Below are 23,925 nucleotides of genomic sequence, written 5' to 3'. Positions count from 1 at the left end.
TCTCACTCTCCATATTGGCGGTACGCCCAATGGTTCGTCGGCCCATGGCCTTGGCCGATGCCGAGCGGGTGGGCAATCGCCGATTGCACAAACGCCTTCGCCGTCGCGACAGCGTCGACAGGATGCCGCCCTTTCGCCAGCTCAGCGGCGATCGCCGCGGCAAATGTACACCCGGTTCCGTGCGTATGGCGCGTGTCAATTCGCTTGCTTTTAAAATAGGAAAATTCGCTGCCGTTATACAGCAAGTCGACGGTTTCTTCGCCATCATCGTCATGGCCGCCTTTCACGACGACATAGCGGGCGCCCATCCGGTGGAGGAGGCGCGCGGCTTCGCGGCGGTCATCCATCGTGCGGATGACAACGCCTGTCAACGCTTCCGCTTCTGGAATGTTCGGTGTAATGACAAGCGCCATCGGCAGCAGCTCTTCTTTCAGCGCGGCCACCGCTTCCTCTTGCAACAGCGGAGCGCCGCCTTTGGCGATCATCACCGGGTCGACGACCAGCCGCTCCCATTTATGTTTTTTCACTTGTTCAGCAACCGTACGAATGATCTCGGCACTAAAGAGCATGCCGGTTTTCACCGCATCCGCGCCTAAATCGGCGGCCACCGATTCGATCTGGGCGGCGACTGCTTCCGCCGAGAGCGGATAGACTCCTTGCACGCCAAGGGTGTTTTGCGCCGTCACCGCCGTGATCGCTGACATGCCAAAGACGCCGAGCTCCTGGAACGTTTTCAAGTCAGCCTGAATGCCGGCGCCGCCGCCGCTGTCCGACCCGGCAATCGTCAACGCTTTGTACACCATCGTGTTTCTCCTCCCCTTTTACCGTTGTTCCACCCGGCCATGCCGTTTGACATCATCGACGCTTGTATACGCCAACGCGTCCAAAAACGCCGTCTGGAAGCTGCCCGGTCCGCGCTCCCCGGCTTTGGCCACCGCCTGCTCCGCTGCGACGCCGTAATACACAAGCGCGGCCACCGCCGCTGCCGCCGCATCGCGCTCAACGGCCGCAAACGCTCCGATGACCGATGTCAGCAAGCAGCCCGCTCCGGTCACTTTCGTCAACAACGGATGGCCGTTCTGAATAAGATACGTCGTCTGTCCGTCCGCAACGACGTCCTCTTTTCCAGTAATCGCGACAACGGCGCCGAGCTGCTCCGCCGCCCGTTTGGCCAACGCCACTCGATCGCCGCTGCCGCCGCCGGCATCGACTCCTTTAATCGTCCACGCCTCACCAATCATATTGGCGATCTCCGCCGCATTGCCACGGATCACGGCAAGCTTGACTTGTTCCGCGATGCGGCGCGCCGTCTCCGTCCGGTAGCGCGTGGCCCCGGCCCCGACCGGGTCGAAAATGACCGGCACGCCGGCTTCATTGGCTGCCTGGCCGGCGACAAGCATCGCTTCCACCTCTTTGTCATTCAACGTCCCAATATTGAGGACAAGCGCTCCAGCGAGCTTCGCCATCTCGCCCACTTCCTCTTTCGCATACGCCATCACCGGTGAAGCGCCAAGCGCAAGCAATCCATTCGCCGTCCAATTCGTCACAACGACATTCGTGATATTATGGACGAGCGGATTCTCCTCTCTTACCCGCTCGAGCAGTTCCGCCCATTCATGCCAATTGGCCATTTCCGGTTTCTCCCCTTTCCAAGCCCTTTCGCCGGCCATACACTGGCTTTCGCCGTACTTTCGGCCAATAGAATGATCCATTCTCCCCATCCATCAGTCTACTCTTTCTTTTTTTGAATTGCAAGACAAAGAAAAAAGGCGGCCGCCAAAGCGCACCTCCCTTTTTGTTCCATTACGAACGCGTCCATTCGGCCGCCCCTCCCTCTTCGGACGGCGCCGCCGGCGACAGCCGCTGCGGCAGCGGCCAATTCCACAAATCCAAATCGATGATATAGCGCGGCCGCCGTTTTGTTTCTTTGTAAATTTTTCCAATATATTCACCAATCAGCCCGAGCGCCATCAGCTGCAAGCCCCCTAACAGCCAAATGGACGTAATGAGCGACGTCCAACCCGTTTCCGTATGCCCGACCCATTTGAGGAAAAGAAAATAGGCGCCAAACATCAAGCTGACGACAAACGAGAGAAACCCAACGAGCGAAATGAAACGGATCGGGGTGACGCTGAACGACGTCACGCCGTCAAGCGCAAAGGCGATCATTTTTTTCAGCGGATATTTCGTTTTCCCGGCCAGCCGCTCTTTTCGGTCATAATAAACCGTCGCCGACCGAAAGCCCAAAAGTGGAACGATGCCGCGCAAAAACAAGTTCACTTCCCCGAACTGTTCAAGCGCGTCCACAGCGCGCCGGCTCATAAGGCGATAGTCGGCGTGATTGTAAACGAGATCGACGCCAAACGCCTTCATCAACCGATAAAACCCTTGCGCCGTATGGCGCTTGAACCATGTATCGGCATCGCGCCGCCGGCGCACGCCGTAGACGATGTCATAGCCTTCGCGAAACTTTTGCACAAATTCCCGAATCGCCGCTACATCATCTTGCAAATCGGCGTCGATCGAAATGAGGCAATCGGCATGCCTTTTCGCGGCGAACAGCCCAGCAAGCAGCGCGTTTTGGTGGCCGGCGTTATGCGCCAGTTTCAGCCCTTTCACTTCCGGGTGACGCAAACTCGCTTTGTATATGATCTTCCATGTGTCATCACAGCTGCCGTCATCGACGAACAAAAGCGCGCTGTTGGATGAAATGAGCTGCTCTTCAATCAATTGTTCGCGCAACTCCCGTAAGCGGCGGATCGTCTCCGGCAGCACCTCTTCTTCGTTGTAACACGGCACAACAATAGCCAACGTCGGTTCGAACATGTTACCTTCCTCCCTCCGGCACGACTTTGTATAAATAGATGGTCCACGCGGACTCTTTGGAACGGAACACCCGCTCAAGGCGCAAGGCGTTTTCGTCGGCATTTTCAATCGGCAGCGCTGAAAAAATGTAGCGCCCGCCCATGTTATAAAACACGTTTGTGTTCAATTCCAAGCTGCGAATCGTCCGCTTCGAGTTTTTCTGAAACATATACCGCTTGCCGAGCTCATCGACGAACAAATAGCAGCGCCCGCCCCATTCATCGAAATACTCGCGCAGTTTTTTGTTTTTCGCAAGCTCCTTGGCGATGATGCGGCGAAACCGATGCTTGTATTCGAGCGGATAAAAGTTGTTGTACGTATCGAGTGTGTAAAAGCCGTTGTATTGAGCGATCGCCGGGTGGATGCCGATGCTGGCGACACGGTATGTATGCACCGGGCGGCCGATATAGCGGCGAATGGCGGCAAACTGCTTTTCCGCGTAAAACTCGCGAAACGACGGCTTGTCGCGGTAGACGATTTCCTCATTGCATAAAGCAAGCACGACAAGCTGCAAGACAATGGCCGCCGCACCGACCGCCCGCCACCTTCGGCCTTCCTGCCAAAAAATTTTCAGCGCCAGTGCAAACAAGACGTAAATCACCATTGGCCGCAAAAAATGGTAGCGGGCGAAATTGAACTTATCGAGCAAATCAAACCGTTCGGTGAGCGGCAGCCATCCTTTGTAAAACCAAAACGCATACCATGTCGACAGCGCGAAGTTCAACCCGTGCAAAATCAAAAACAGTTTCTCCCGCCGCCAGCTTTTCCGCTTCCATACAATGTACAAGGCAACGAGCGTCACCGGTAAAATGACGAGCCCATGCACGGTCATGACGTGGGTATGGCCGAGCACATAGTTTTTGAACGTCAGCCGGATGACGCGCCAAAGCGGCAGACGGGCGTGGAAATATTCGTCGCGGCTTGTCGGCTCATTGGAAAACAAGAGCGAATGGACAAGCCGGTAATCGACCGCCAAATAGAGCATCGTCATATAGACGATGGCCGCCAAAAACCGCCAATTCCAACCCTTGCCGCGGATGACATCAATGAGCCACCAAATCCCAAGCGCGCTCAAGAAAAAGAAAAATCCAAGCACGAAGCTCGAATAGAGCGGCAAAAGCGTCAACACCGCCCAGTTCACCCATGAACGCTCGCCGCCCCGAATGTTTAAAAACGCCCAAAGCGCAAGCGGCATCCCGAGCGTACTTAACATTCCCGATGGCCAAAACGGCGTCAAGGCAAACGTCAACGAAGAGCCGATGCGAATCCATCCCCAGCGCTCGCCCGGCAGCACATGTTTTCGCAGCAGCAAATACATGCCGATGAACGCCAATACGCGGGTTGCGGCTTGACTGAGCCCATAGGCGTAAATGGATGGAAACAAAGCGTGAAGCCAGACGATGCCGCTGAATTCTGTGCCGAACGCGTTGCGCGGCAGTCCGTTGATGATTTGCGGGATGATGCCATCGACCGGTCCAAACAGCTCACCGCTTCGAGTGAGCACCTTATACCAGGCGATGTTCGAATCCAAATTGTCATGAACGCGCATATGCGCATCTTCACCGAGCACAAAGTACGGCGACACGTACAAGGCGATGGCAACGAAAGAGAAGAGCAGGAGTCTCTTTTCGATGGACGGCACCTTTTCTCCCCCTTTCGCTTTTACTCATGTCTTTCCTTATTGTTCAACCCAACAGGAAAATTATTCATGAGAATGGAAAAAAACGGACCCCTGTCCAAACAAAAAAACCGCCGTCGGCCAATTGAAGCCTGATGACGGCGGTTTTCTATTCACCTTTTGAACAGCCTTTTGCAGGCAACACAACGTTGCCCAAAAAAGCTGGTGATGGAACGAAAAAAACGCTCGGACCATGGAGATTTCGCTCTTGAACGCTCTCCACCTACGCTCACGCGTGGAAGTGTGGGGTCTTCTCGGTTTAGGATGATCAACAACCGCTTTTCCGCGCGTTCGCAACAACGATTTTGCAGAAAGCGCGGTTTTTACCGACCTTACAAACGGCGTCAAGCCGAGAACAGCGCCGCCGGATTGCCGATGAACATTTGCTCAAGCACTTCGTCGCGGATTCCTTCATTTTTCAGCGCGGGGATGATGTTCACAAACAAATGCTCGACATGCCAATTTTTCATCATTTCCGCAAACGGTTCCGGCAGCGTAAACGGACGACCGAGCCAAACGTTGACAGTGTCATGCGACAGCATAATTTGTTTCTCGTACCCATCGCGGAGCAGAGCAAGGAGCGTCCGCACCCGCTCCTCATCAGTCGGCGCGCCGACCATCCCTTGGATGCCGAAGCGGTCAAACGCAATGTAAACGCCGTAAGCAAGCGTCTTTCGATGATAGTCCGGGTCCGTGTTGCCGCACATATGGCCGATGACAATTTTTTTCGGATCGGCGCCGTGCTCAAGCAAATAGGCGGCTTGTTCCGGCCCCATCGTTCCTTCTTGCGTATGGGTGATGATGACCGCGCCCGTCTCTTTTTGCGCGCGGGCGGCGGCGCGGAAGAACATCTTTTCGTACTCGGTGATGCGCCCTTTGCTCGAGGCGAGCTTGATGACACCCGCCTTGATTCCGGTATCGGCAATGCCCTCGGTCAGCTCGGCCATAAACATGTCGTAAATGTCATCTTCTGCTGTTCCGAGAAGCCGGCGGAATTGGAAGTACGGCGGCGCCCCTTCCCCTTCATAATAATAGCCGGTGGCGCAAATAATGTTCAGCCCCGTCTCTTCAGCGACGCGCCGCAAAAACGCCGGGTTGCGCCCGCAATCGTTCGGCGTCGGATCGACAACCGTTTGAATGCCGTGCCGCTTCATCTTTTCCGCCGCCTCGACTGCGACGCGAAGCGCCTCGTCTTCACGGAACGTGCCGCGCGTCACATCGCCTTGAAACCCTGGATAGCCGAAGAGGAAATGCTCGTGGATGAGCGTTTTGCCAAGCTGTTCCACCGGCACCGGCCCGCATACCGTTTCTACCATCTCCGCCATCAGTTGTTCACCCCTTTCCCCGCTTTTTCATACTCCTCTTCCTGCAGTTTCCGCCAAAGCAGCTTGCCGCTTGACGTCATCGGCAGCGATGAGCGGAATTCAACGAGGCGCGGATATTTGTACGCCGCCATTTGCGTCTTGGACCATTCAATGATCTCTTCTTCCGTTACTTTGCCGACATACTCGTCATGAAGGACGATAAACGCCTTCACCGTTTCGCCGCGGCGCGGATCCGGCACGCCGACAACGCACGCCTGCTGAACAGCCGGATGTTTGTACAAAAGCGACTCGACTTCGGTCGGCCACACTTTGTATCCAGAAGCGTTGATCATCCGTTTGACGCGGTCGACGATGAAAAAGTAGCCTTCCTCATCCATCCGCCCGATGTCGCCGGTGCGGAAAAACCGCTTGCCGTCGAGCTCGATGAACGCTTCTTCCGTTTCTTTTTCACGCCGGTAATAGCCGCGGAACACTTGCGGGCCACAAACGATGATCTCCCCGACTTCGCCGACGCCAAGCTCCCGCCCCGTCGCCGGGTCAATGATGCGCGCGTCGACGTCAAACGACGGAACGCCGAGACATTGCAATTTCGGCCGGTCCGGCGGATTGAAATGCGTCTGCGAAATCGTCTCCGTCAGCCCGTAGCCTTCAAAATAACGGACGCCGGTGAGCTGGAACAATTTTTCCCCGACCGCTTCCGGAAGCGCCGCTCCGCCGCCGGAAATGCTCGAAAGCGAGGAAATGTCATACCGGCCAAGCGCCGGGTTGGCCAAAAAGTCGATCAGCATCGTGCTGATGTTCACCCAATGCGTGCAGCGGTGCAATTCAATCAGCCGGGCGGCCGCGTCCCGATCCCAGCGCGTCATCAACACCATGGCGGCGCCGGCGAAAATCGGCGTATGCATGCTATGGACCATCCCCGTGACATGGAAAAACGGCAGCGTCGCCAACGCGACCGAATCGCTCGTCACATCGCCCCAGTGGTAGGCGCCGACGATGTTGGCGTTCACCGTCCGGTGCGGGTGGATGCAGCCTTTTGGCACCCCGGTCGTCCCGGATGTGTATGGCAAGACGGCGATGTCATCAACATGGCCGTTGTATGGAAGCGGCGGCAATTGGGCGCCGAGGCAGTCCGCCCATAAAAGAATGCGCTCATCCCCAATGGCCCGCCGCGGCGCCGCCACTTCAGCCGGAAGCGAAACCGGCGATTCATCGGAAGCATAATCAGAATAAGCGGCGACGATGATTTGTTCCAACGCCGTTCGTCCAAGGAGCGGGGCCGCTTTGTCAAGCAGCTCCTGCCCAACGATGGCGACTCTCGTTTCGCAATCATTGACGTAAAAGGAAAGCTCCTCTGAGGTGTTCATCGGATTGATCGGCACGACGATCGCTTCAGCGCGCAAAATGGCATAGTAGGAGATGACAAACTGCGGAGAATTTTGCATGTACAATAGAACGCGGTCGCCCGGTTTGACGGACAGCTTTTGCTGCAAATAGCCGGCCAACGCGTTCACTTCATCGAGCAGCTGTTTGTACGAATAAGCCGCTCCGTAATAGTAAATCGCCGTTTTGTTCGGATAGCGCTTCGCCGTTGTTTCCAAATGGTCGACCAGCGTCGTCTCCGGCACAGCCAGCGTTTTTGAGAGCCGTTTCGGCCAATACGGGTAATGTCTCGTATTCATCCAACCGTTCCCCCCTCTTTTTGTCTGCTTTGCAAATCGGCAGCCACCGCCCAAAAGAAAGCGGTTGCAATAACATCCATATGCCCAAGCCTTTCGATTCATACCGTTGATTGTCTGGCTAGCATGTACACTTTTCATTGTACATGCTTCCACCTTTTATTTCAATAATATTCTGAATAGTTGAAACAAAATGGTATGCGCCGCCTACAGCAGGCGGCGCAGCACCGGCACACACGCTGACGTGGAGGCGACGATGACGTCGGCATCACCCGGCTTCGCCAAACCGTACGCGTCAATCAACATCGTTCGGCAGCCGAGCCGGCGGGCCGGCGCGATGTCATTGCCGATGTTGTCGCCGACGCAGAGCATTTGCTGATAGTCGACGCCAAAACGCGCCCGGATCGCCGCTAAATGGGCGGCTGTTTTGATTGGCTTGGCCGCCTGAAAAATTTTCTCGTCGAACAAACCAGCAAGGCCGAGTTTCCGCAAAATCGCTTCGCTGTCCGGCTCCGGGCTGTTCGTCATCAACACGAGCGCCGCTTTTTCACGCAGCTGGGCAAGCGTCTCAGCCAGCCCCGGCGCTCCATTCATCTGGAATTCCGTCCCCATCATCCATTCGCGCGTCTCCAAAAACGCCGCATATGTATCCGCATTGGCCAATCCGTAATGGCGGCCAATCGAGCTCGGCACCCACCAAAGGTCGCCGATGCTGAAAAACCGATCCAAATCGATCGCCACCGGCCCAGGGTAGGCCGCTTTGACGTCGGCTGCCGGCAACAGCTCGCCGCTCCAACGGCGCACTTCGCGAACATCTCCTTCTTCAAGCTGCAAAATCAAATCTTCCTTTGTATCGTACACCGTGCCGATGCGAAGCGGATGGCGCCCGGCCAGCACCGCCCGGTAGTCGTCCCAAAACCGCGGCCGGTCCGCTGTCTTCAGCCGCTTAGCCACCTGTTCGGCGTAATAGTCAAAATGCTCTGTTTCCTCGTACAGCGTTCCATCTAAATCAAAGACGATCGCTTTGATGTCTGCTCCGTTCATGTTCGCTCTCCTTTCCTGCCCGGCGCCCTGTTTTGCGCCTTCTTTATCTTACAAGATGAGAGAAGAAAAGTGCAAATGATGGAAACCGTTCCAATGGCTTCAGGACGCAAGCGCGGGGATGATCCGCTTGCTTGGAAAATGGCTGTCCACTTTGCCGAGAACGCAGCAAACCGCCTCAAATGAAAACAGCGCCCTAAACAGCTTTTGCTGCTTCGGACGCTTTACGTCAGCGGTGTTGCCGATGTTAAACGGCAGCCCGCCAAGAAGCAGGATAATCGCGAAGATATAGCCAAGGCCGGGAAGCACCGCGTTGGCAATGTCTTGCGCCCTCCGCTCAGACACCGCAATAATGCGCCAAATGTTCGCCTGGGCGCCGATGTCAAACAAAATGAAAAGCAATATAACGAACCCGGAAGCTCGCCGCCAGTTGGGCCGTAAACACCGTCGTCTGCGTCAAAAACCCGAGAGCGATGGCCGATGTCGCCATCAAAAAACGGCCCCGATCAACACGCTTAATCGGCTTTCATTCTTATGCATTGTCTCTCTTCTTATCGCAGCGCCTGAATGGCAATGCCTTCTTGCTGCAACGCTTCATACAACCGCTTGGCAAATCGCACCGCCTGCTCATTGTCGCCATGCAGGCAGACGGTGTCGGCTTCAATCGTCACGTCCGTCCCTTGCAATGAGCGGACGCGCTGTTCGCCAACCATGCGAAGCACTTGGCGGACCGCCTCATTTTCATCCACAATGATGGCACGTGCATCACTTCTTGGAGTGAGCGAACCATCCGCCTGATACGTCCGGTCGGCGAACACTTCGCTCGCGGTTCGCAAGCCATAAGCGCGGCCCGCGCGGATGAGCTCGCTCCCCGACAAACCATACAAGACAAGCGACGGGTCGACATCGCGCACCGCTTTGGCGATCGCTTCGGCCAACGCCGCGTCTTTCGCCGCCATATTGTACAAGGCGCCGTGCGGCTTCACATGCGTCATCACGCCGCCTTCCGCCTTGACAAAGGCTGCAAGTGCGCCGATCTGGTAAACAACGTACGCATACACTTCTTCGGGCGAAACCGCCATCGCCCGCCGCCCAAATCCGAGCAAATCAGGAAGACCGGGGTGGGCGCCGATGGCAACGCCATGCTGGATGGCGAGCTGCACCGTCCGCCGCATGACGAGCGGATCGCCGGCGTGAAACCCGCAGGCGATGTTGACAGACGTAACGTATAACAATATTTCTTTCTGTCCAAGCTCGTATGCACCAAAACTTTCGCCAAAATCGCAATTGAGATCAATGACCGTCATGATTCTTCCCCCCATTGGCGGCGAATGGCGGCAATCCACCGATCCAGCCGCCGCTGTTGTTCGATATAAAGCTGCACCGCTTCCTCAGGCGCGATCGGTCGAAACTGGATACGGTCGCCGGGACGCGCCTGCGCCAACAAAGGCAAATCGACCGCTGCCACTTGGGCGATGCGCGGGTAGCCGCCCGTCGTCTGGCTGTCGGCCATCAACACGATCGGTTGGCCGGACGATGGCACTTGCACAGTGCCGAAGACGACCGCTTCCGAGACCATTTCCCGCTCGCGCACAAGCGCCAACGTTGGGCCGGAAAGCCGATAGCCGATCCGGTCGGATTGGGGCGTCACCTCATAGAAGGCGGCAAACAACTGAGTGCGGCTGTCCGGCGTAAACTCGTCATATTCCGGACCAGGGACAGCGCGCACCGTTTTCGTTTTTCCGCCGATATAGCGGCTGGCCAACCGGGAGAGCCCCCAATGCAGCGGCTTTGAAGGGAAAATGAGAGCGGCCGTCCCAATCTTCAACACATCCCCGCGCCGCAACGGCCGGCCCGATACACCGCCAAGCTGCGCCGGGACGTACGTTGAACGGCTGCCCATCACAGGCGGAACATCAATGCCACCTGCTACGGCCATATACGCTCTCCATCCCACTCGACATGCCCCGATTTCCAACACATCGCCCGGCTTGACGGCCGCCGGCTTCCAAAGCGCCAACGGCTGCCCGTTCAGCGCGCATGAGAACTCGCCGCCGCATATGGCGATCACCGTTTCGGCGTGAAACCGAATCGTCGGCCCGGCCATCGTCGCCTCGAGCACCGCCTCATCGCCATGGTTGCCGGCAAGCGCATTGGCAAGGCGGTACGCCCACGCGTCCATCGCCCCGCCCACCGGCACCCCGGCATGCCGGTAGCCGAAACGCCCGCTGTCTTGAACGGTCGTAAAAAATCCGCCCTCCATGACTTCAATCATGTTCATCTCTCCAACGTGCAAATTCATCGGCGCCAATCGGCCGAAATTCAACAATGTCACCGGCGGAAAGCAAGCTCGGCTCCTTCCGGTGCGGGTCAAATACGCGGAGCGGCGTCCGGCCGATCAGCTGCCAGCCGCCCGGCGTCGCCAGCGGATAGACGCCCGTCTGCCCGCCGGCGATGCCGACCGAACCGGCGGGCACTTTTGTGCGCGGCACCGCCCGCCTCGGTGTGGACAAACGCGGCGACAAGCCCCCCAAATACGCAAACCCGGGCGAAAACCCGATCATATAGACACGGTAGCGGCCGGCCGAATGAAGCGTAACCACCTCATCTTCCGATATCCCGTGAAAGCGGGCGACCTCTGGTAAGTCCGGCCCAAATTCACCGCCATAGCAGACAGGAATAACAACCGTTCGCGCCAAAGGCCGTTCCGTCTGTCCAGACGACTCGACCTTTTCGCGCAGCCACCGACATACGTCCGCATAACCAATCGCCAGCGGGTCGTAATACACGGTAAGCGATGAAAACGCCGGCACAATTTCGTTGACCCCTTCTTTTCGTTCTCTCTTTAGGCGAACCGCTGTCTCATGAACGATATCATTTACGGTCTCATCGATATAATCGGCAAACCGGACGGTCACTGCATATTCACATAACGGAAACAGCGTATAGTTCATTTCCATCCCTTTCCTTGAAAACCAAGTTCACGTGAAATCTCCATCGCCGCCTGCCGAAGCAACGGAACGATGCGCGCCACATCATCCGGCAAAAAACGCTGTTCCGGGCCGGCGACACTCAGCCCGGCGATGGCCGCGCCTTCATGGTTAAAAATCGGCACAGCCACAGCCGCCGAATAGTTTTCCAGCTCAGAATAGCTGACCGTATAGCCCCGTTTCCGATCTTCTTCCAACTGCCGACGCAACGCCTGCTTGTCCGTTACGGTATTTTTGGCGATTTTGACAAGTTTTGTTCGTTCCAAATAGCGTGCTTGCTCTTTTTCGTCCATAAAGGCCAGCAAAGCGCGCGGGCACGCGCCGGCGTACAGCGGCGCGCGCCGGCCGACTTTCGTATAGACGCGCACCGGCTCGGACGTCTCGACTTTTTCAATATAGAGCGCCTCATCACCGTCGCGGATGACAAGATTCACCGCTTCGTTCGTCGCTTCTTTCAGCCGCTCCATCACCGGCAGCGCCACCCGACGAATATCGAGCCGCTCGGCAACGAGCGACCCAAACGTCAACAATGCCAAACCGAGTTCATAGTGATCGCCCCGCTTTTGCAAAAAGCCAAGCGCGACAAGCGACTGCGCCATCCGGTATACCGATGTTTTCGGCATCTGAAGCCGTTCGACCATCTCTGGCAAAGTCAACCGTTCGCAGTCGAGAAACAAATCAAGCAGTTCTTTTGTTTTTAACACCGTTTTGTTCATCATTGCCCCTCAATTCCGAATATCAGAATATTAATTCCAAAATACGGACTATATATTCTTATTATAATGAAAAGTAGGACAATTTTCCACCCCCAAAATGAAAAGCGTCTGCTGAACAGACGCCGTTGGATTCAACTCGATAAGCGTTTTGAAAACACATAACTGACTTTTGCATATTCCATTTTTTCCTCATAAAAGCGATGGGCGTCTATCCGTTGCAGGCCGGACGACAGCGAAACAATCCCGTAGCCGTGCTCCCTCGCCCACTCGTGCACATAGGACAACAACGCCTTTCCATATCCTTTCGAACGTTCGCTCGAAGCGGTAACCAAATCGCACACCCAAATAAAGCGGCCGTTATAGAGCGTGATCATCGGCATGAATCCGACAACCGCAACCATTTTGTCCTGATCATATAACGCCACAAGCTGATACCCTTCTTGTTCTTGCGCTTCTCGCACGAGCGCCGTGTAGGTTTCCTCATCCAAATGGGTGCGCAGCTCACGCATCACCGGAAAGGCGCTTCTCACTTCTTCCTCCGTTTCAAGCCAAACGAATCGCAGCACGATTCCCATCTCCCTTCTTCTATTTCTACATTCATGATATCAATATTTATCTAAAAATGGAACTGCCTCCTTTCCGCAACGTTGATCATCGTTTCGAAAGAAGACTCTCGCTTCAAACGCGTAAAGGTCGCAGCCCAGCGATCAGCGGAAGCTGAATGTCGGCTGATAAACCAACCATTACAGCCGCAGGCGCAAATACGGCTTCAGCGGTGAACTACCCACCACCTACGCTTCACTTAGAGGTGGGGGCTTCAAGCGACTTGTGTGTGTTCGCTGAACGGTAAGCCACACACAAGAACCCTTTACGCTTCCCTTCGTTCCGAAGGTGTCCGTTCTAGCCATATTCTATCCTATTCGTTGGCTAACGCCAACCGACATTCATCTCCCACTTTCACTGGTGCTGGCGCACCTTCACGTTTAGAAGTAGGAGACTTCTTTCGGAGGGAAGTTGAAAATGGGATCGAGAATTCGCAAATGCCGGCGGTGTAAGGGGCTATTTCATACAGCCCATACGCCAGCCGGTCATCGCAAACCGGCAGGAATCGTGTTCATCCCCCATTGTCCCTTTCAATGGGCCGGTTGATCACGTCAGCGAAGTGAGCACAGCCGGCAAGGCATCCACAACGTCCGACGCCAATACATCCCAGGACGAATGACCGTGTTGAACAAGCCAATCAGCAGCCTTTCCATGCACGAACACCGCATTGCTCACCGCCGGCTGCACCGCCTCGTGCTGCAGCAAAAACGCCGCCACGATGCCCGTCAACACGTCGCCGCTCCCGCCTTTCGCCAAAGCCGGGTTGCCGGTCGTGTTGACATATTGCGATCCATCCGGCGCCGTCACAATCGTATACGGCCCTTTCAACACGACATACACGCCATATTCCATCGCCAGCCGCTTCGACACGCCAAACCGGTCGCGTTCCACCTCGCTGACCGGGCGGCGAAGGAGGCGCGCCATTTCCCCCGGATGCGGCGTGATCACCGTCGGCGCGCTCCGTTCGCGCACCAGCTCGGCGTAATCGCCCCAAAAAAACAAGGCATCGGCGTCGATGACAAGCGGCACCGGCTGGCGCACAAGCTCATTGACCAAGCGGCGAACCCCTTCCGTCCGGCCCATCCCTGGGCCGACAGCGATCGCATCGATCTCAAGCCCATCCCAATCGGCCGCGCCGGCAAACGCGCCGCCCTCGGCCGGCCATAATCGACACATCGCCTCCGGCACGCGGTTGGCAACCGCCTCGTACACCGTTTCCGGAACCGCCATGGTCACAAGTCCGGCCCCGCTTCGCAGCGCCGCTTTGGCGGCGAGCGTCACCGCTCCGGCCATCGCCTTGGACCCGCCGACGATGAGCAACTTGCCGTACGTTCCTTTATGAGATGACCGTGTTCGCTTCGGCATCGTCCGCACCACATCGCTCTTTTCCCACAAAAACCGAGCAGCCGCCTTCGCCTGCACCGCTAGCGGCGGGATGCCGATATCGACAACAGCGATTTCTCCGTAATAATCGGCCGCCGGGAACGTATACGCCCCAAGTTTCGGGCATTGCACCGTCAGTGTCGCATCAGCGCGGACCGCCATGCCGGCTTCCCCACCGTCCGCCGGCACCCCGCTCGGCACGTCAATCGCATAAACGACCGCCGGCGAACGGTTCACTTGCTCGATGATTTCCTTATATGGCGGACGTACGTCCCCTTTGACGCCGATGCCAAGCAAGGCGTCAATGATGATGTCATAATGCGGCAAGAGCGCCGCCAACTCCCGCTCTTTTCCTTCATAAGCGATCCATGCATAACCGGACCGCTCGTACACCTCAAGCGCCGTGCGCGCCGCCCCTTTCACCTTTTCCTTTGGCGGAACGAGCCAGACATCGGTTTCATAGCCATAACTTTTCAACATGCGCGCGATGACGAACCCATCGCCGCCGTTGTTGCCCGTGCCCGCGAGCACCGCCACCTTGGCAGCGGGCGGAATCCGCTTCTTCAGCGCCCAAAACAGCGCCTGTCCGGCGTTTTCCATCAACGAGTCAGCGCTGATGCCGATCCGTTCTGCCACTTCCCGGTCAATGGCGTACATTTCCTCAGCCGTTACGATCGGAATCATATACGTTGCCCCTTTCGATTGTTCTTCCCATACATATAAATTGTACAATTTTACCAGGAAACTTCACAAAAGAATACCACTTAGATCTTTTAGAGGCCATCGTTGCACCGACCGCCCCGATGGGCATTGACTCGGACAAATTCAAATCTCACCAACATCTGCCGCCTTGCGGGCGGCGGGTGTTTCTTTTTGTAGACGATCAATCGGGAAAAGCAGTATAGTAGAAAGTAGAAATGTTCAGTCTTCGTTCACTCGAAAAAAAGAGGCGACCGACCTTGACATACATCGAAAAGGGAAGCATCACCTATCTGAAAGCAAGCATATCGCTCTTTTTCGGCGGGTTTGTGACGTTTGCCGTGCTGTATACACCCCAGCCGTTGCTGCCGATTTTCGCCAAACAGTTTCACGTTTCGGCCGCAGCGGCGAGTTTAACCGTATCAGCATCGACCGGCGCACTTGCCGTCGCGATGCTGGCCGCGGCCAACTTGTCGGATCGGATCGGCAAAAAGCGGGTGATGGCCGCCTCGATGTGGCTGACATCGCTGTTGGCCATCGCAATGGCGTTCAGCCCGGATTTTCCGACGCTGCTTGCGGCGCGCACGCTCGTTGGCATCACGGCAGCCGGCATCCCTTCCTTGGCCATGGCGTATGTCGCCGAAGAGTTCCATCCGGCCAGCATCGGCAAGGCCATGGGGCTCTATATTAGCGGCACATCGATCGGCGGCATGGCCGGGCGGATTTTGACGGGCGTACTGACCGATCTTTTTTCCTGGCGCTCGGCGCTGATCACGATCGGATTTCTATCATTGGCGCTTTCCCTTGCCTTTACCGTCTTTCTGCCCGCACCAAGACAGGCCGTCCGGCGGCGGAACAGGGAAACGCTGCGGCAGGCATACGCCGTCCACCTTCGCAACAAGCCGCTTATGGCGCTCGTAGTGCTTGGCTTTTTGTTCATGGGCGGGTTTGTGACGCTGTACAATTACATCGGCTTTTTGCTGAGCGAGCCTCCGTATTCATTCCGACAATCCGTGCTCGGCTTTTTGTTTATCGTTTACATATTTGGCGGCATCGGCTCTGTCTATATGGGACGGCGGGCGGATCTTCGCGGCCACGCCTGCACCTTGCGTTTGTCGGTCGCTTTGACGGCGCTCGGGGCGCTCGCCACGCTCGCTCCGTCCGTGCTCGTGAAAATAGCCGGTTTGGCGCTGTTTACGTTTGGCTTTTTCGGCTGCCACTCCATCGCCAGCGCCTGGATCGGCGAACAGGCGCACGTCTATAAGGCGCAGGCGTCTTCCTTGTATCTTCTTTTCTATTATTTAGGGTCAAGCCTTGCCGGAACAGCCGGCGGCTACGTCTGGACGCATTTCCATTGGAGCGGTGTCATCGCTTTTGTCATCACACTCCTCGCTCTGTCCGGCCCGCTTATCTTCTATGCGGAAAAACGGCGGCCATCGCCTTCGCGATGACCGCCGCCTCGATTACGGCTGCTTGGCGATCACTTGCAGCCCAAACTGCAGGCAATCGTCGCAAATCGCCGCCAGCGGACCTTTGGCCAGCCTTGGTTTTTCTTTGAGACAAAATGAGCAGCGGCCGCCGCCATGCGCCTCTTCGGCCTCCAAGGCCAGCGTTTCCTCAAGTTTTTCCAATGAGAAGACAGCCAACGCCTCGTATACATTATCAAGCAAATAATCATCAATATAGGCACATTTTCCTTCCCAACGGAGCGCGATGAGTTTCGCCCCCACCGCCATCCCTTCGTAAAACCGGCGCCGGGCTTCGTCCTCCCTTTGCTCGGCCATAGCGATCAATTCATCGGCAAAACGCTCGAGCGCCCGAGGCGTGCATTCATCAAGCCATCTTGTTGTTCCGCTTGTCATGCACATTTCCCCTCCCTCGTTTCTTTCCCTTTTCAATACGACAAACGGGCGTATTTTCCTTCTTCACCGCGGCCATTCATCAAGAAAACGGGATCGCAGCTCAAGCGGCGGCAGCTGGCAATGATCACGCTTTGGAACGAGACGATGCCGACGATTGGCAATCGCGTCATACATATGATCGCGCAACAGCCGAGGGATGAGAAACCCAGCCGCTGCCAGCCAATTCCACGGCCAAGCTAGACGCCGGCCGATGCGCAGGACAGCGTCGGATTTTACATAACAGCATCCGTTCTCGATGAGGACGACGCTGTCTTCTGCTGACATCTCCTTCTTTGCCAGCAACGCTTGGCCAACGATGCTCTGTTGCGCCGCAAAGCGGAACACCGCCTGGCGGTCGCGGGCGGCGATCCAGTGCGCGCTCGCATGGCAAAACAGGCAATCGCCATCAAATAAGATGACAGGATGCATCACGTTCCCTCCATTGACCGGCTGTCGACCGGCTCGATGCAGGCGATCACGTCGTTTTTCGACGAGTTGACCAGCGGCGCCACTTCGTACATGCGCATCTCGCCGCTCGGATACGGCAACAACAACGATTTCAAATACTCGCTGTCATCCAAGCGCGGATCAAGCCAGTCGTCATGCCGCTCGGGAGGCAACATGACCGGCATCCGGTCGTGAATGGGGGCGATGAGCTCGTTCGCCTTTGTCGTGATGATCGCGCACGTCTCAATCGGATCGCTCGCTCCCTCCCAGCGCTCCCACAATCCAGCGAACGCAAATGGCTCGCCCGTTTTGAGGGTGAACCGGTACGGCACTTTTTTCGTTCCTTCCTTTTTCCACTCGTAAAACCCGTCAGCTAAAATGAGGCAGCGCCGCCGCTTGAACGCATGGCGAAAACTCGCCTTTTCATCGACCGTTTCCGCCCGGGCGTTGATCATCTTGGCGCCGATGCGGGCATCTTTCGCCCAAAACGGCACAAGCCCCCAGCGCATCATTTTCCCGACTCTTTCTCCCCCCTCGGCGACGATGGTCAACACATCTTGACCCGGAGCGATGTTGAACCGGGGCGCGAGCAGGCCTTGATAACGGAAACGAAACAGCGTCTGCAATGTTTCCGAATCAGCGGTTAACGTAAACCGGCCACACACAGCATTCACTCCTTGACCAGTTGGCCGATGCCATCTTGATCCTCTATTGCATCCATTATAATACAAAAAGCGGCCGAACACGAATCGCAGCCGTCTCTAGGAAGCAGTCTTTTCCAATGAGCGCAAAAACACCAACACCCGTTCTACATACTCATCGCTGTAGAGAGAAAAACTTTTCACATGATCCGCTTTGTCCGTCAGCCATAGCTGAAACGCATCCGGATGGGTTTTGTACAGTTTTACGCTTTCTTCATACGGAATCGAACGGTCGTCTTTGCTGTGAATGAACAAAATCGGCCTCGGCGCGACACGATCGACGGCATGGATGGGCGAAGACACGCCTAGATCCAAATCGGCCAGCGCCGGAACGATCGCCAAAATCAAATACGTAAACGGCACGTTCGGCAGATGCGTCCATACCGGCATATTGGCTCGCAAATACGATTCGAGGTCGCTGAACGGGCTGTCCGCAATCACCCCGCGCACGTCATTGTCTTCTGCCGCCGCCAAGATCGATGTCGCCGCTCCCATCGAAACGCCGTATAAGGCGACTGGCTCGCGATAGTGCCGCTTCGCGTAATCGATGACGCCAAGCAGATCGTCTTTCTCTTTGACGCCGATCGTAATCATATCGCCTTCCGACTCACCGCTCGCACGAAAGTCAAACAAGATGACGCGGTACCCGTCGTCAACAAGCCGCTTGGCGAGCGGCAAAAACGGCACGTTTTTCTGAATCCGGTTGCCGGCATACCCATGGGCAAAAATGACCGTCATCTTCGCCGCTCCTTTAGGCGGAATGATCCAGCCTTCGAGCGCCGTTTTCCCATCTTTGCTTGTAAATGTCGCACTTTCATACGCCATGCCATAGTCTTTCGGCGTCATGGTAATCGGCTCGCGCGGTTTATGCGTCAGCTGCCAGCCGACATAAACGGACAAACCGACGCAGGCGAGCACCCCCAACATCACGACGCCAATGGCCGCCGAAATCCACACGCGCCGTTTCGTCCGGCGCGGCGTGCGCACCAATTCCATGCGCATTTCCCCCTCTCGCTTTTCCCTTTTCTTTCATCCTACTTGTTCCATTGCTCATTTGGCAATCAAAAAAAGAGATGTCCGCCCAACACGAACATCCCTTTCGCTCACGGCCCGCTTCATGCCGCCAATTTACGAATGGGCAAGCGGGGCAGACGCTCCTTTACATCTGACGATCAAGTCAAACTCACGCACCGACGTCATGCGTTCATCGACGAGCCCGCGCTCCCACACATGACGCACAAACAGCTCGGCGATCCGCTGATTCCGATCGTTTTCCTGCCCACGCTCAAGAGCAATAACGCTCAAATACAAATCGCACATCCGATTGGCGATCGCCTTCGCGTGGAACGTTTGCACGTCTTCCGATTGGCCGTCCAGATGGGCGAGCGCTGACACCAATTCCTTCAACCCTTCTTCAACCGGGCGGGCAAGCGGCTTGACTTCGGCCGTCAACCGCTCAACCTTCTCCTTCATCTCTGTGATGAACCGCTCGTGAATGCGGTATTTGCGCATCAAACGCAGCACCTCGAGCGCCAAAATATTCGCCGTTCCCTCCCAAACGGTCAGCACTTGGGCGTCACGAAGCAGGCGCGGGGTGACAAAATCTTCAATATACCCGTTGCCTCCATGCAGTTCAATCGCCTCATGGCTGAACGCGATCGCCTCTTCTGCGGTGCGCATCTTAAGGAGCGCAATCAGAAGCCTGAGCCATGCTTTCTCCGCCTCGCTCGCTTCATGCGGCGCGGCCATGACGCGGTCAAACAAGGCGATCATGTCAAAGCAGGCGCTCGTTTCCACTTCCTGTCTCGCTGTCAAATTGGCGAGCGTCCCGCGCACCATCGGGTAATTCGTCAACACATGACCAAAGGCCGTGCGCCGCTCGGCGTATTGTTTCGCCTCTTCAAGCGCCCGCTTCATGATGCCGACGGAAGCAACCGCATTGCAGACGCGCGAGAGATTAAGCGCTTCCATCATATAGTAGAAGCCTTTCCGCGGATCGCCGACCACATACGCCTCGGCCCCGTCAAACACGACTTCGGCCGACGGCACGGCGCGCACTCCTAACTTATCTTTCAGGCGGCGAATCGAGATGCCGTTTAACGTCCCATCTTCTTTGCGCCACGGGACAAGGAACAAGCTCAGCCCTTTCGTCCCCGGCCCGCTCCCGTCGATGCGCGCCAATACGAGCGCCACGCCGCAGCGGCCGGCATTGCTGGCAAAATATTTTTCCCCATATAGTTTATAATGGTCGCCGCACGGCACAGCACGCACCGCGTTGGCGCCAACGTCCGACCCTCCTTGGCGCTCGGTTAAAAACGTCGCCCCTTCGTACAACTCGACTTCCCCGGTGGAGATGACATGGGGCAAATACGTCGCCTTCAGCTTTTCATCGGCAAAATGCTCGAGCACATAGGCGGTCGCCATCGTCAGCGTCACCGGGCAGTAAAACCCAGGCTCTGCTTGGGATAAGATATACCCTTGGGCATATGAATAAACATAGTTTCCTTTTCTTCCAAGCTCGGGAATCGGTTTGTGCACATAACCGACAATGCCCGTTTCGTACGTCTGTTTTGCCGTCTGCACGTATCCTTCGTTTACCCATACTTCGGAAATGTCGTTCCCAAACCGGTCGTACTTGATGAGGCGCGGCTGCCCTTCGCGGTCGGTGTGCACGGCGCGGCGGTCGACGTCCGTCAAGCAAAATTCGTAAAACGACGCGAGCTTTTCTTCCGCATACCGATACAATTCGTCATCCAAATGCCGTTTCAAATTCGCCAGCAAATTCGGATCGACTTCATAAAGCGGTTTCATCGTCTCTCCCCTTTCCCCTCTTCTTATCGTCCCTGTGCTCCCTGCGCCGTCGTCTCCCGCGTCCGCAGCACTTGTTTCAACACTTTTCCCGTCGCATTGCGCGGCAGTTCAGCGATCGCCTCATACAGACGCGGAATTTTATAGTCAGCCAGCTTGTCAGATAGGAAACGCTTGCACTCTTCCGCAAGCGGTTCGAGCGGTTGGCTCAATACAACAAACGCTTTTGCCGTTTCGCCCCACTCCGGATGCGGCACGCCGATCACGGCAACATCGGCGATCGCCGGATGCGTTCGCAGCACATCTTCGACTTCCTTTGGATAAATGTTGACACCGCCGGAAATGATGACATCTTTTTTCCGGTCGACGATCCAAATGTAGCCGTCTTCATCGCGGCGCGCCAAATCGCCGGTGTACAGCCAGCCGTCTTTGATCACCTCGTTCGTTTTTTCTTCGTCCTTGTAGTATCCTTTCATGATGCTCTCCCCGCGCAGCACGATCTCCCCGACCTCGCCGGGCGCAACTTCCTGTCCGTTCTCATCGACGAGGGCCACCTCGCAATGAAGAGCGGCATCTCGGCCGACGCTCCCCGCTTTTTCGCCATGCTCCTCAGGAGACAAGTACGTCCCGTTCGGGCCGGCTTCGGTCAAACCGTATAAACACATCATCCGCCCAGCGCCAAACCGGCTGGCGACAAACTTCACTTCCTCACGCGACAGCGGAGCCCCGCCGTACATCCAGCAACGGACCGAAGAAAGGTCGTATTCGTCAAACCGCGGATGCTTCGCCGTCAACAAATACGCCACTGGCGCGCCGAAAAAGTGGGTGATCTTATGGCGCTCAACGAGTTCAAGCAACGCATCCGGGGAAAACGCAGGCGCTAGGACATGGGTCGCACCGACGTACGTGCCGCCTATGAAAAACAAATGAAGCGGCGCTGAGTGGCTGAGCGGCATGAGATGCAGCAGGCGGCTTTGACGGTCGATTTTCGTTTCGATCACGATCATGTCCGCAACCGTGATCACATTGCGATGCGTGAACAACACCCCTTTCGGCCGCCCCGTTGTCCCCGATGTATACAAAATCGTCGCCTCATCATCCTCTTTGGTTGGGCAGACAATCTCTTCTAGATCACCCGAATCGATCAACTCCTCGAGCGACAGCCAGCCGCCTTCCGCCTTCCCGGTCTTCACCCAGATCACATCGCTTCCGCCGACGAGCGGGGCGAGCACTTGATGCACCAAATCGTGGGCGATGAGCGCCTTCGCCTCGCTATGGCTGAGAATGTACTGCACCTCAGCCGCCGTCAGACGGGCGTTGAACGGCACAACAACCGCACCAAGGCGCAAAACGGCAAAGTACGAAACGGCAAACTCCTTGGTATTGGGCATATACAGCGCGACTTTATCGCCGCGTCCGACGCCAAGCCGCGCGAGCGCTGACGCCAGACGGTTGACCGTTCGGTTGACTTCGGCGTAGGAAAGCTCCGTTTCCCCATCGATAATCGCCGGCTTGTCGGGAAATTTCCTCGCATTGCGGGCAAGCAGCTCTGAAATGTTCATCCACCTGATTCCTCCCACTCTCGCAGTCTCCTTTCAAAATCAGAAAGCAGCGCTTCCATCTCCGCCTTCAGCTGCAGCAAATCCTCAATCCGCTCGTTCACCTCCTTCAATTTCCGCCGCCCGTATTCGACCGTTTTTTCCAGCTGTTTCTTCCCCGTTCGGTCCTCATCAAACAGCGAAATCATCTCATGAATCTCGTCAAGCGAAAAGCCGAACCGTTTGCCGCGCAAAATGAGCTTGAGCTTCGCCCGCTCCTTTTTCGTGTACAGCCGCTGCCCTGACTCGGTCCGAATCGGGGAAAGCAATCCGCGTTCTTCATAATAGCGGATCGTCCGGGTGCTCACATCAAACTCGTGCGCCAAATCGGAAATGGTGAAATAGTGCATAGCCATCCCTTTTCTAGAAGTAATATTCTGAATTTTATTTTAATTGACGTTGACGTAAAAGTCAACGAGCAGGAATACAAAGAAGCGGGAGTACGGCCTTCCATTATAGGATGAACATTTTGCCCAAACAACGCTTCCCCTTCAGCCAAAAGCAACGAGTCCGGCAAAAACGGCCGCTTTTTTACGAGCCTTCTAAGTTCATGCGCAACCTAACACGTCTCAAACCATCTGCACAAGCCGGCCACGAACGATGCGCCGCTCGTCACCCCCGCTGACCGACCACTGTCGAGATGCAGGCGAAACAGTGATTGACCAAAGAAAAAAAGCCCTCGTCTAAGAAGGCTTTTCCTCTCACCCGCCCGCTCCCGTATAAAAGCGCAAGGCAAACCGCCAAAAGCGGCGGGAAGCCCATAAAAAGAGCATAGCCACAGCCAAAGCCGCCAGCACCGCAGCCATGCTCCATTTCCCAAGCAGCGCCAAAGCCGGCGTATTGGTGATCAACACCGCCGGCAGAACGTACGTAATCACGAAGCGCACCGCGCCGCGGTACATGCTGCCCGGGAAGCGGGCCGTATCAAAAAACGAATCGAAAATAAACGACAAATCATCAATGCGCACCACCCAAAACGACGTCGTCATGAGCATCATCCATAACGAATAAATAAGCAAGAGTGACGCGGTCATCACGACGAAAAACATCAAGACGTCCGCCGCCGACGGCACGTAGCGTTCGACATACAAGCCGTAGCCGATGACGCCAAAGCCAAGCGCCACATCGATCAACCGCCAAAAGACAAGGTGGCGGAAGCTGACGTAAAACATGCTGTCGACCGGTTTCGTCAAAATATAATCGAGCGTGCCGCGCCGGACATGCTCAAGCAAACGCGGCATGTTCGGCCGAAGCGCGAAATCGATCCATCCGCGCAGCGTATTAAAAACGCCGAGCAGCACAAGCACTTCCCCATACGTCCAGCCGCCTAACCGGTCCGTCTGATAAAAAAAGATATGGATCGTAAGCAGGGCGATGCCGAGGCCAAAAAAGCTGGCGATGAAATTGCCGAAAAATTCGCTTCGATATTCCAATTCCTCAACCAAACAAGCACGGAAAAACTCGCGGAACACCCGCCCATACCGCCGCATA

The 23,925-nt window shown here is 56.2% G+C and carries 22 protein-coding genes and 1 pseudogene; 1 reads left to right on the top strand and 22 read right to left on the bottom strand.

The annotated features are described in order from the left end of the window. Positions 1 to 2 precede the first annotated feature (2 nt). From thiD to JCR24_RS10660, 14 genes and pseudogenes are all read right to left on the bottom strand, one after another. The gene (thiD, locus tag JCR24_RS10725; protein WP_011231006.1) at positions 3 to 803 is read right to left on the bottom strand and encodes a bifunctional hydroxymethylpyrimidine kinase/phosphomethylpyrimidine kinase; all 801 of its coding nucleotides are present in this window, start codon (positions 801 to 803) and stop codon (positions 3 to 5) included. Positions 804 to 821: 18 nt separating this feature from the next. Beyond that, positions 822 to 1,631, bottom strand: a complete 810-nt coding sequence (thiM, locus tag JCR24_RS10720) for a hydroxyethylthiazole kinase (protein WP_238980602.1) — start codon at positions 1,629 to 1,631, stop codon at positions 822 to 824. A gap of 172 nt (positions 1,632 to 1,803) precedes the next feature. Further along, on the bottom strand, positions 1,804 to 2,826 hold the full coding sequence (locus JCR24_RS10715; RefSeq protein ID WP_053413476.1) for a glycosyltransferase family 2 protein: 1,023 nt from the start codon (positions 2,824 to 2,826) through the stop codon (positions 1,804 to 1,806). Between the two features lies 1 nt (position 2,827). Further along, positions 2,828 to 4,507, bottom strand: a complete 1,680-nt coding sequence (locus JCR24_RS10710; protein WP_238980601.1) for a DUF6044 family protein — start codon at positions 4,505 to 4,507, stop codon at positions 2,828 to 2,830. Between the two features lie 380 nt (positions 4,508 to 4,887). Next, a complete protein-coding gene (locus JCR24_RS10705; protein ID WP_021322572.1) occupies positions 4,888 to 5,868 on the bottom strand; it encodes a phosphotriesterase family protein in 981 nt (326 codons plus the stop codon). Continuing rightward, on the bottom strand, positions 5,868 to 7,550 hold the full coding sequence (locus tag JCR24_RS10700; RefSeq protein ID WP_238980600.1) for a long-chain fatty acid--CoA ligase: 1,683 nt from the start codon (positions 7,548 to 7,550) through the stop codon (positions 5,868 to 5,870). The genes JCR24_RS10705 and JCR24_RS10700 overlap by 1 nt, the downstream gene beginning before the upstream one ends. A gap of 204 nt (positions 7,551 to 7,754) precedes the next feature. Further along, positions 7,755 to 8,591 carry an HAD family hydrolase gene (locus JCR24_RS10695; RefSeq protein ID WP_190305216.1) on the bottom strand — a complete coding sequence of 279 codons (837 nt, stop codon included), beginning with the start codon at positions 8,589 to 8,591 and terminating at the stop codon, positions 7,755 to 7,757. Between the two features lie 228 nt (positions 8,592 to 8,819). Beyond that, positions 8,820 to 9,128: pseudogene (locus JCR24_RS10690) on the bottom strand (hypothetical protein); the annotation flags it as partial. 11 nt (positions 9,129 to 9,139) lie between these two features. After that, entirely contained in the window at positions 9,140 to 9,895 is a 756-nt protein-coding gene (locus JCR24_RS10685; RefSeq protein ID WP_033015378.1) for a 5-oxoprolinase subunit PxpA, read from the bottom strand. After that, the gene (locus JCR24_RS10680; protein WP_238980599.1) at positions 9,892 to 10,863 is read right to left on the bottom strand and encodes a 5-oxoprolinase subunit C family protein; all 972 of its coding nucleotides are present in this window, start codon (positions 10,861 to 10,863) and stop codon (positions 9,892 to 9,894) included. The genes JCR24_RS10685 and JCR24_RS10680 overlap by 4 nt, the downstream gene beginning before the upstream one ends. Beyond that, a complete protein-coding gene (gene pxpB / locus JCR24_RS10675) occupies positions 10,856 to 11,548 on the bottom strand; it encodes a 5-oxoprolinase subunit PxpB (RefSeq protein WP_174704286.1) in 693 nt (230 codons plus the stop codon). Before pxpB ends, JCR24_RS10680 begins: the two co-directional genes overlap by 8 nt. Beyond that, positions 11,539 to 12,294, bottom strand: a complete 756-nt coding sequence (locus JCR24_RS10670) for an IclR family transcriptional regulator (RefSeq protein WP_033017487.1) — start codon at positions 12,292 to 12,294, stop codon at positions 11,539 to 11,541. Before JCR24_RS10670 ends, pxpB begins: the two co-directional genes overlap by 10 nt. Positions 12,295 to 12,425: 131 nt before the next feature. Further along, positions 12,426 to 12,869, bottom strand: coding sequence for a GNAT family N-acetyltransferase (locus JCR24_RS10665; protein ID WP_047818269.1), 444 nt, complete (start codon positions 12,867 to 12,869; stop codon positions 12,426 to 12,428). A 574-nt stretch (positions 12,870 to 13,443) separates the two neighbouring features. After that, a complete protein-coding gene (locus tag JCR24_RS10660; protein ID WP_238980598.1) occupies positions 13,444 to 14,964 on the bottom strand; it encodes an NAD(P)H-hydrate dehydratase in 1,521 nt (506 codons plus the stop codon). Positions 14,965 to 15,239: 275 nt separating this feature from the next. On the opposite strand from JCR24_RS10660, the gene JCR24_RS10655 reads away from it, so the two are divergent. Next, positions 15,240 to 16,430, top strand: coding sequence for an MFS transporter (locus JCR24_RS10655; RefSeq protein WP_015374684.1), 1,191 nt, complete (start codon positions 15,240 to 15,242; stop codon positions 16,428 to 16,430). A gap of 12 nt (positions 16,431 to 16,442) precedes the next feature. Here the strand turns inward: JCR24_RS10655 and JCR24_RS10650 are convergent, their stop codons facing one another. From JCR24_RS10650 to JCR24_RS10615, 8 genes are all read right to left on the bottom strand, one after another. Then, entirely contained in the window at positions 16,443 to 16,841 is a 399-nt protein-coding gene (locus tag JCR24_RS10650; RefSeq protein WP_238980597.1) for a hypothetical protein, read from the bottom strand. A 63-nt stretch (positions 16,842 to 16,904) separates the two neighbouring features. Further along, complete coding sequence (locus tag JCR24_RS10645) at positions 16,905 to 17,309, bottom strand: thiol-disulfide oxidoreductase DCC family protein (protein WP_238980596.1); 405 nt, start codon at positions 17,307 to 17,309, stop codon at positions 16,905 to 16,907. Then, on the bottom strand, positions 17,309 to 17,992 hold the full coding sequence (locus JCR24_RS10640; RefSeq protein ID WP_238980595.1) for an SOS response-associated peptidase: 684 nt from the start codon (positions 17,990 to 17,992) through the stop codon (positions 17,309 to 17,311). Before JCR24_RS10640 ends, JCR24_RS10645 begins: the two co-directional genes overlap by 1 nt. A gap of 96 nt (positions 17,993 to 18,088) precedes the next feature. Then, a complete protein-coding gene (locus JCR24_RS10635; protein ID WP_060788290.1) occupies positions 18,089 to 19,030 on the bottom strand; it encodes an alpha/beta hydrolase in 942 nt (313 codons plus the stop codon). A gap of 126 nt (positions 19,031 to 19,156) precedes the next feature. Continuing rightward, on the bottom strand, positions 19,157 to 20,839 hold the full coding sequence (locus JCR24_RS10630) for an acyl-CoA dehydrogenase family protein (RefSeq protein WP_238980594.1): 1,683 nt from the start codon (positions 20,837 to 20,839) through the stop codon (positions 19,157 to 19,159). A gap of 23 nt (positions 20,840 to 20,862) precedes the next feature. Next, positions 20,863 to 22,398, bottom strand: a complete 1,536-nt coding sequence (locus JCR24_RS10625) for a class I adenylate-forming enzyme family protein (RefSeq protein WP_238980593.1) — start codon at positions 22,396 to 22,398, stop codon at positions 20,863 to 20,865. Then, the gene (locus JCR24_RS10620) at positions 22,395 to 22,784 is read right to left on the bottom strand and encodes a MerR family transcriptional regulator (RefSeq protein ID WP_160269330.1); all 390 of its coding nucleotides are present in this window, start codon (positions 22,782 to 22,784) and stop codon (positions 22,395 to 22,397) included. Before JCR24_RS10620 ends, JCR24_RS10625 begins: the two co-directional genes overlap by 4 nt. A 351-nt stretch (positions 22,785 to 23,135) precedes the next feature. Further along, entirely contained in the window at positions 23,136 to 23,924 is a 789-nt protein-coding gene (locus tag JCR24_RS10615) for an ABC transporter permease (protein ID WP_238980592.1), read from the bottom strand. Between the last annotated feature and the right edge of the window lies 1 nt (position 23,925).

Origin of the sequence: Geobacillus sp. YHL (assembly GCF_022341265.1) — a bacterium.
Lineage (GTDB): Bacteria > Bacillota > Bacilli > Bacillales > Anoxybacillaceae > Geobacillus > Geobacillus thermoleovorans.
The sequence above is the reverse complement of the archived record's forward strand: the minus strand, read 5'-3'. Positions and strand labels throughout refer to the sequence as shown.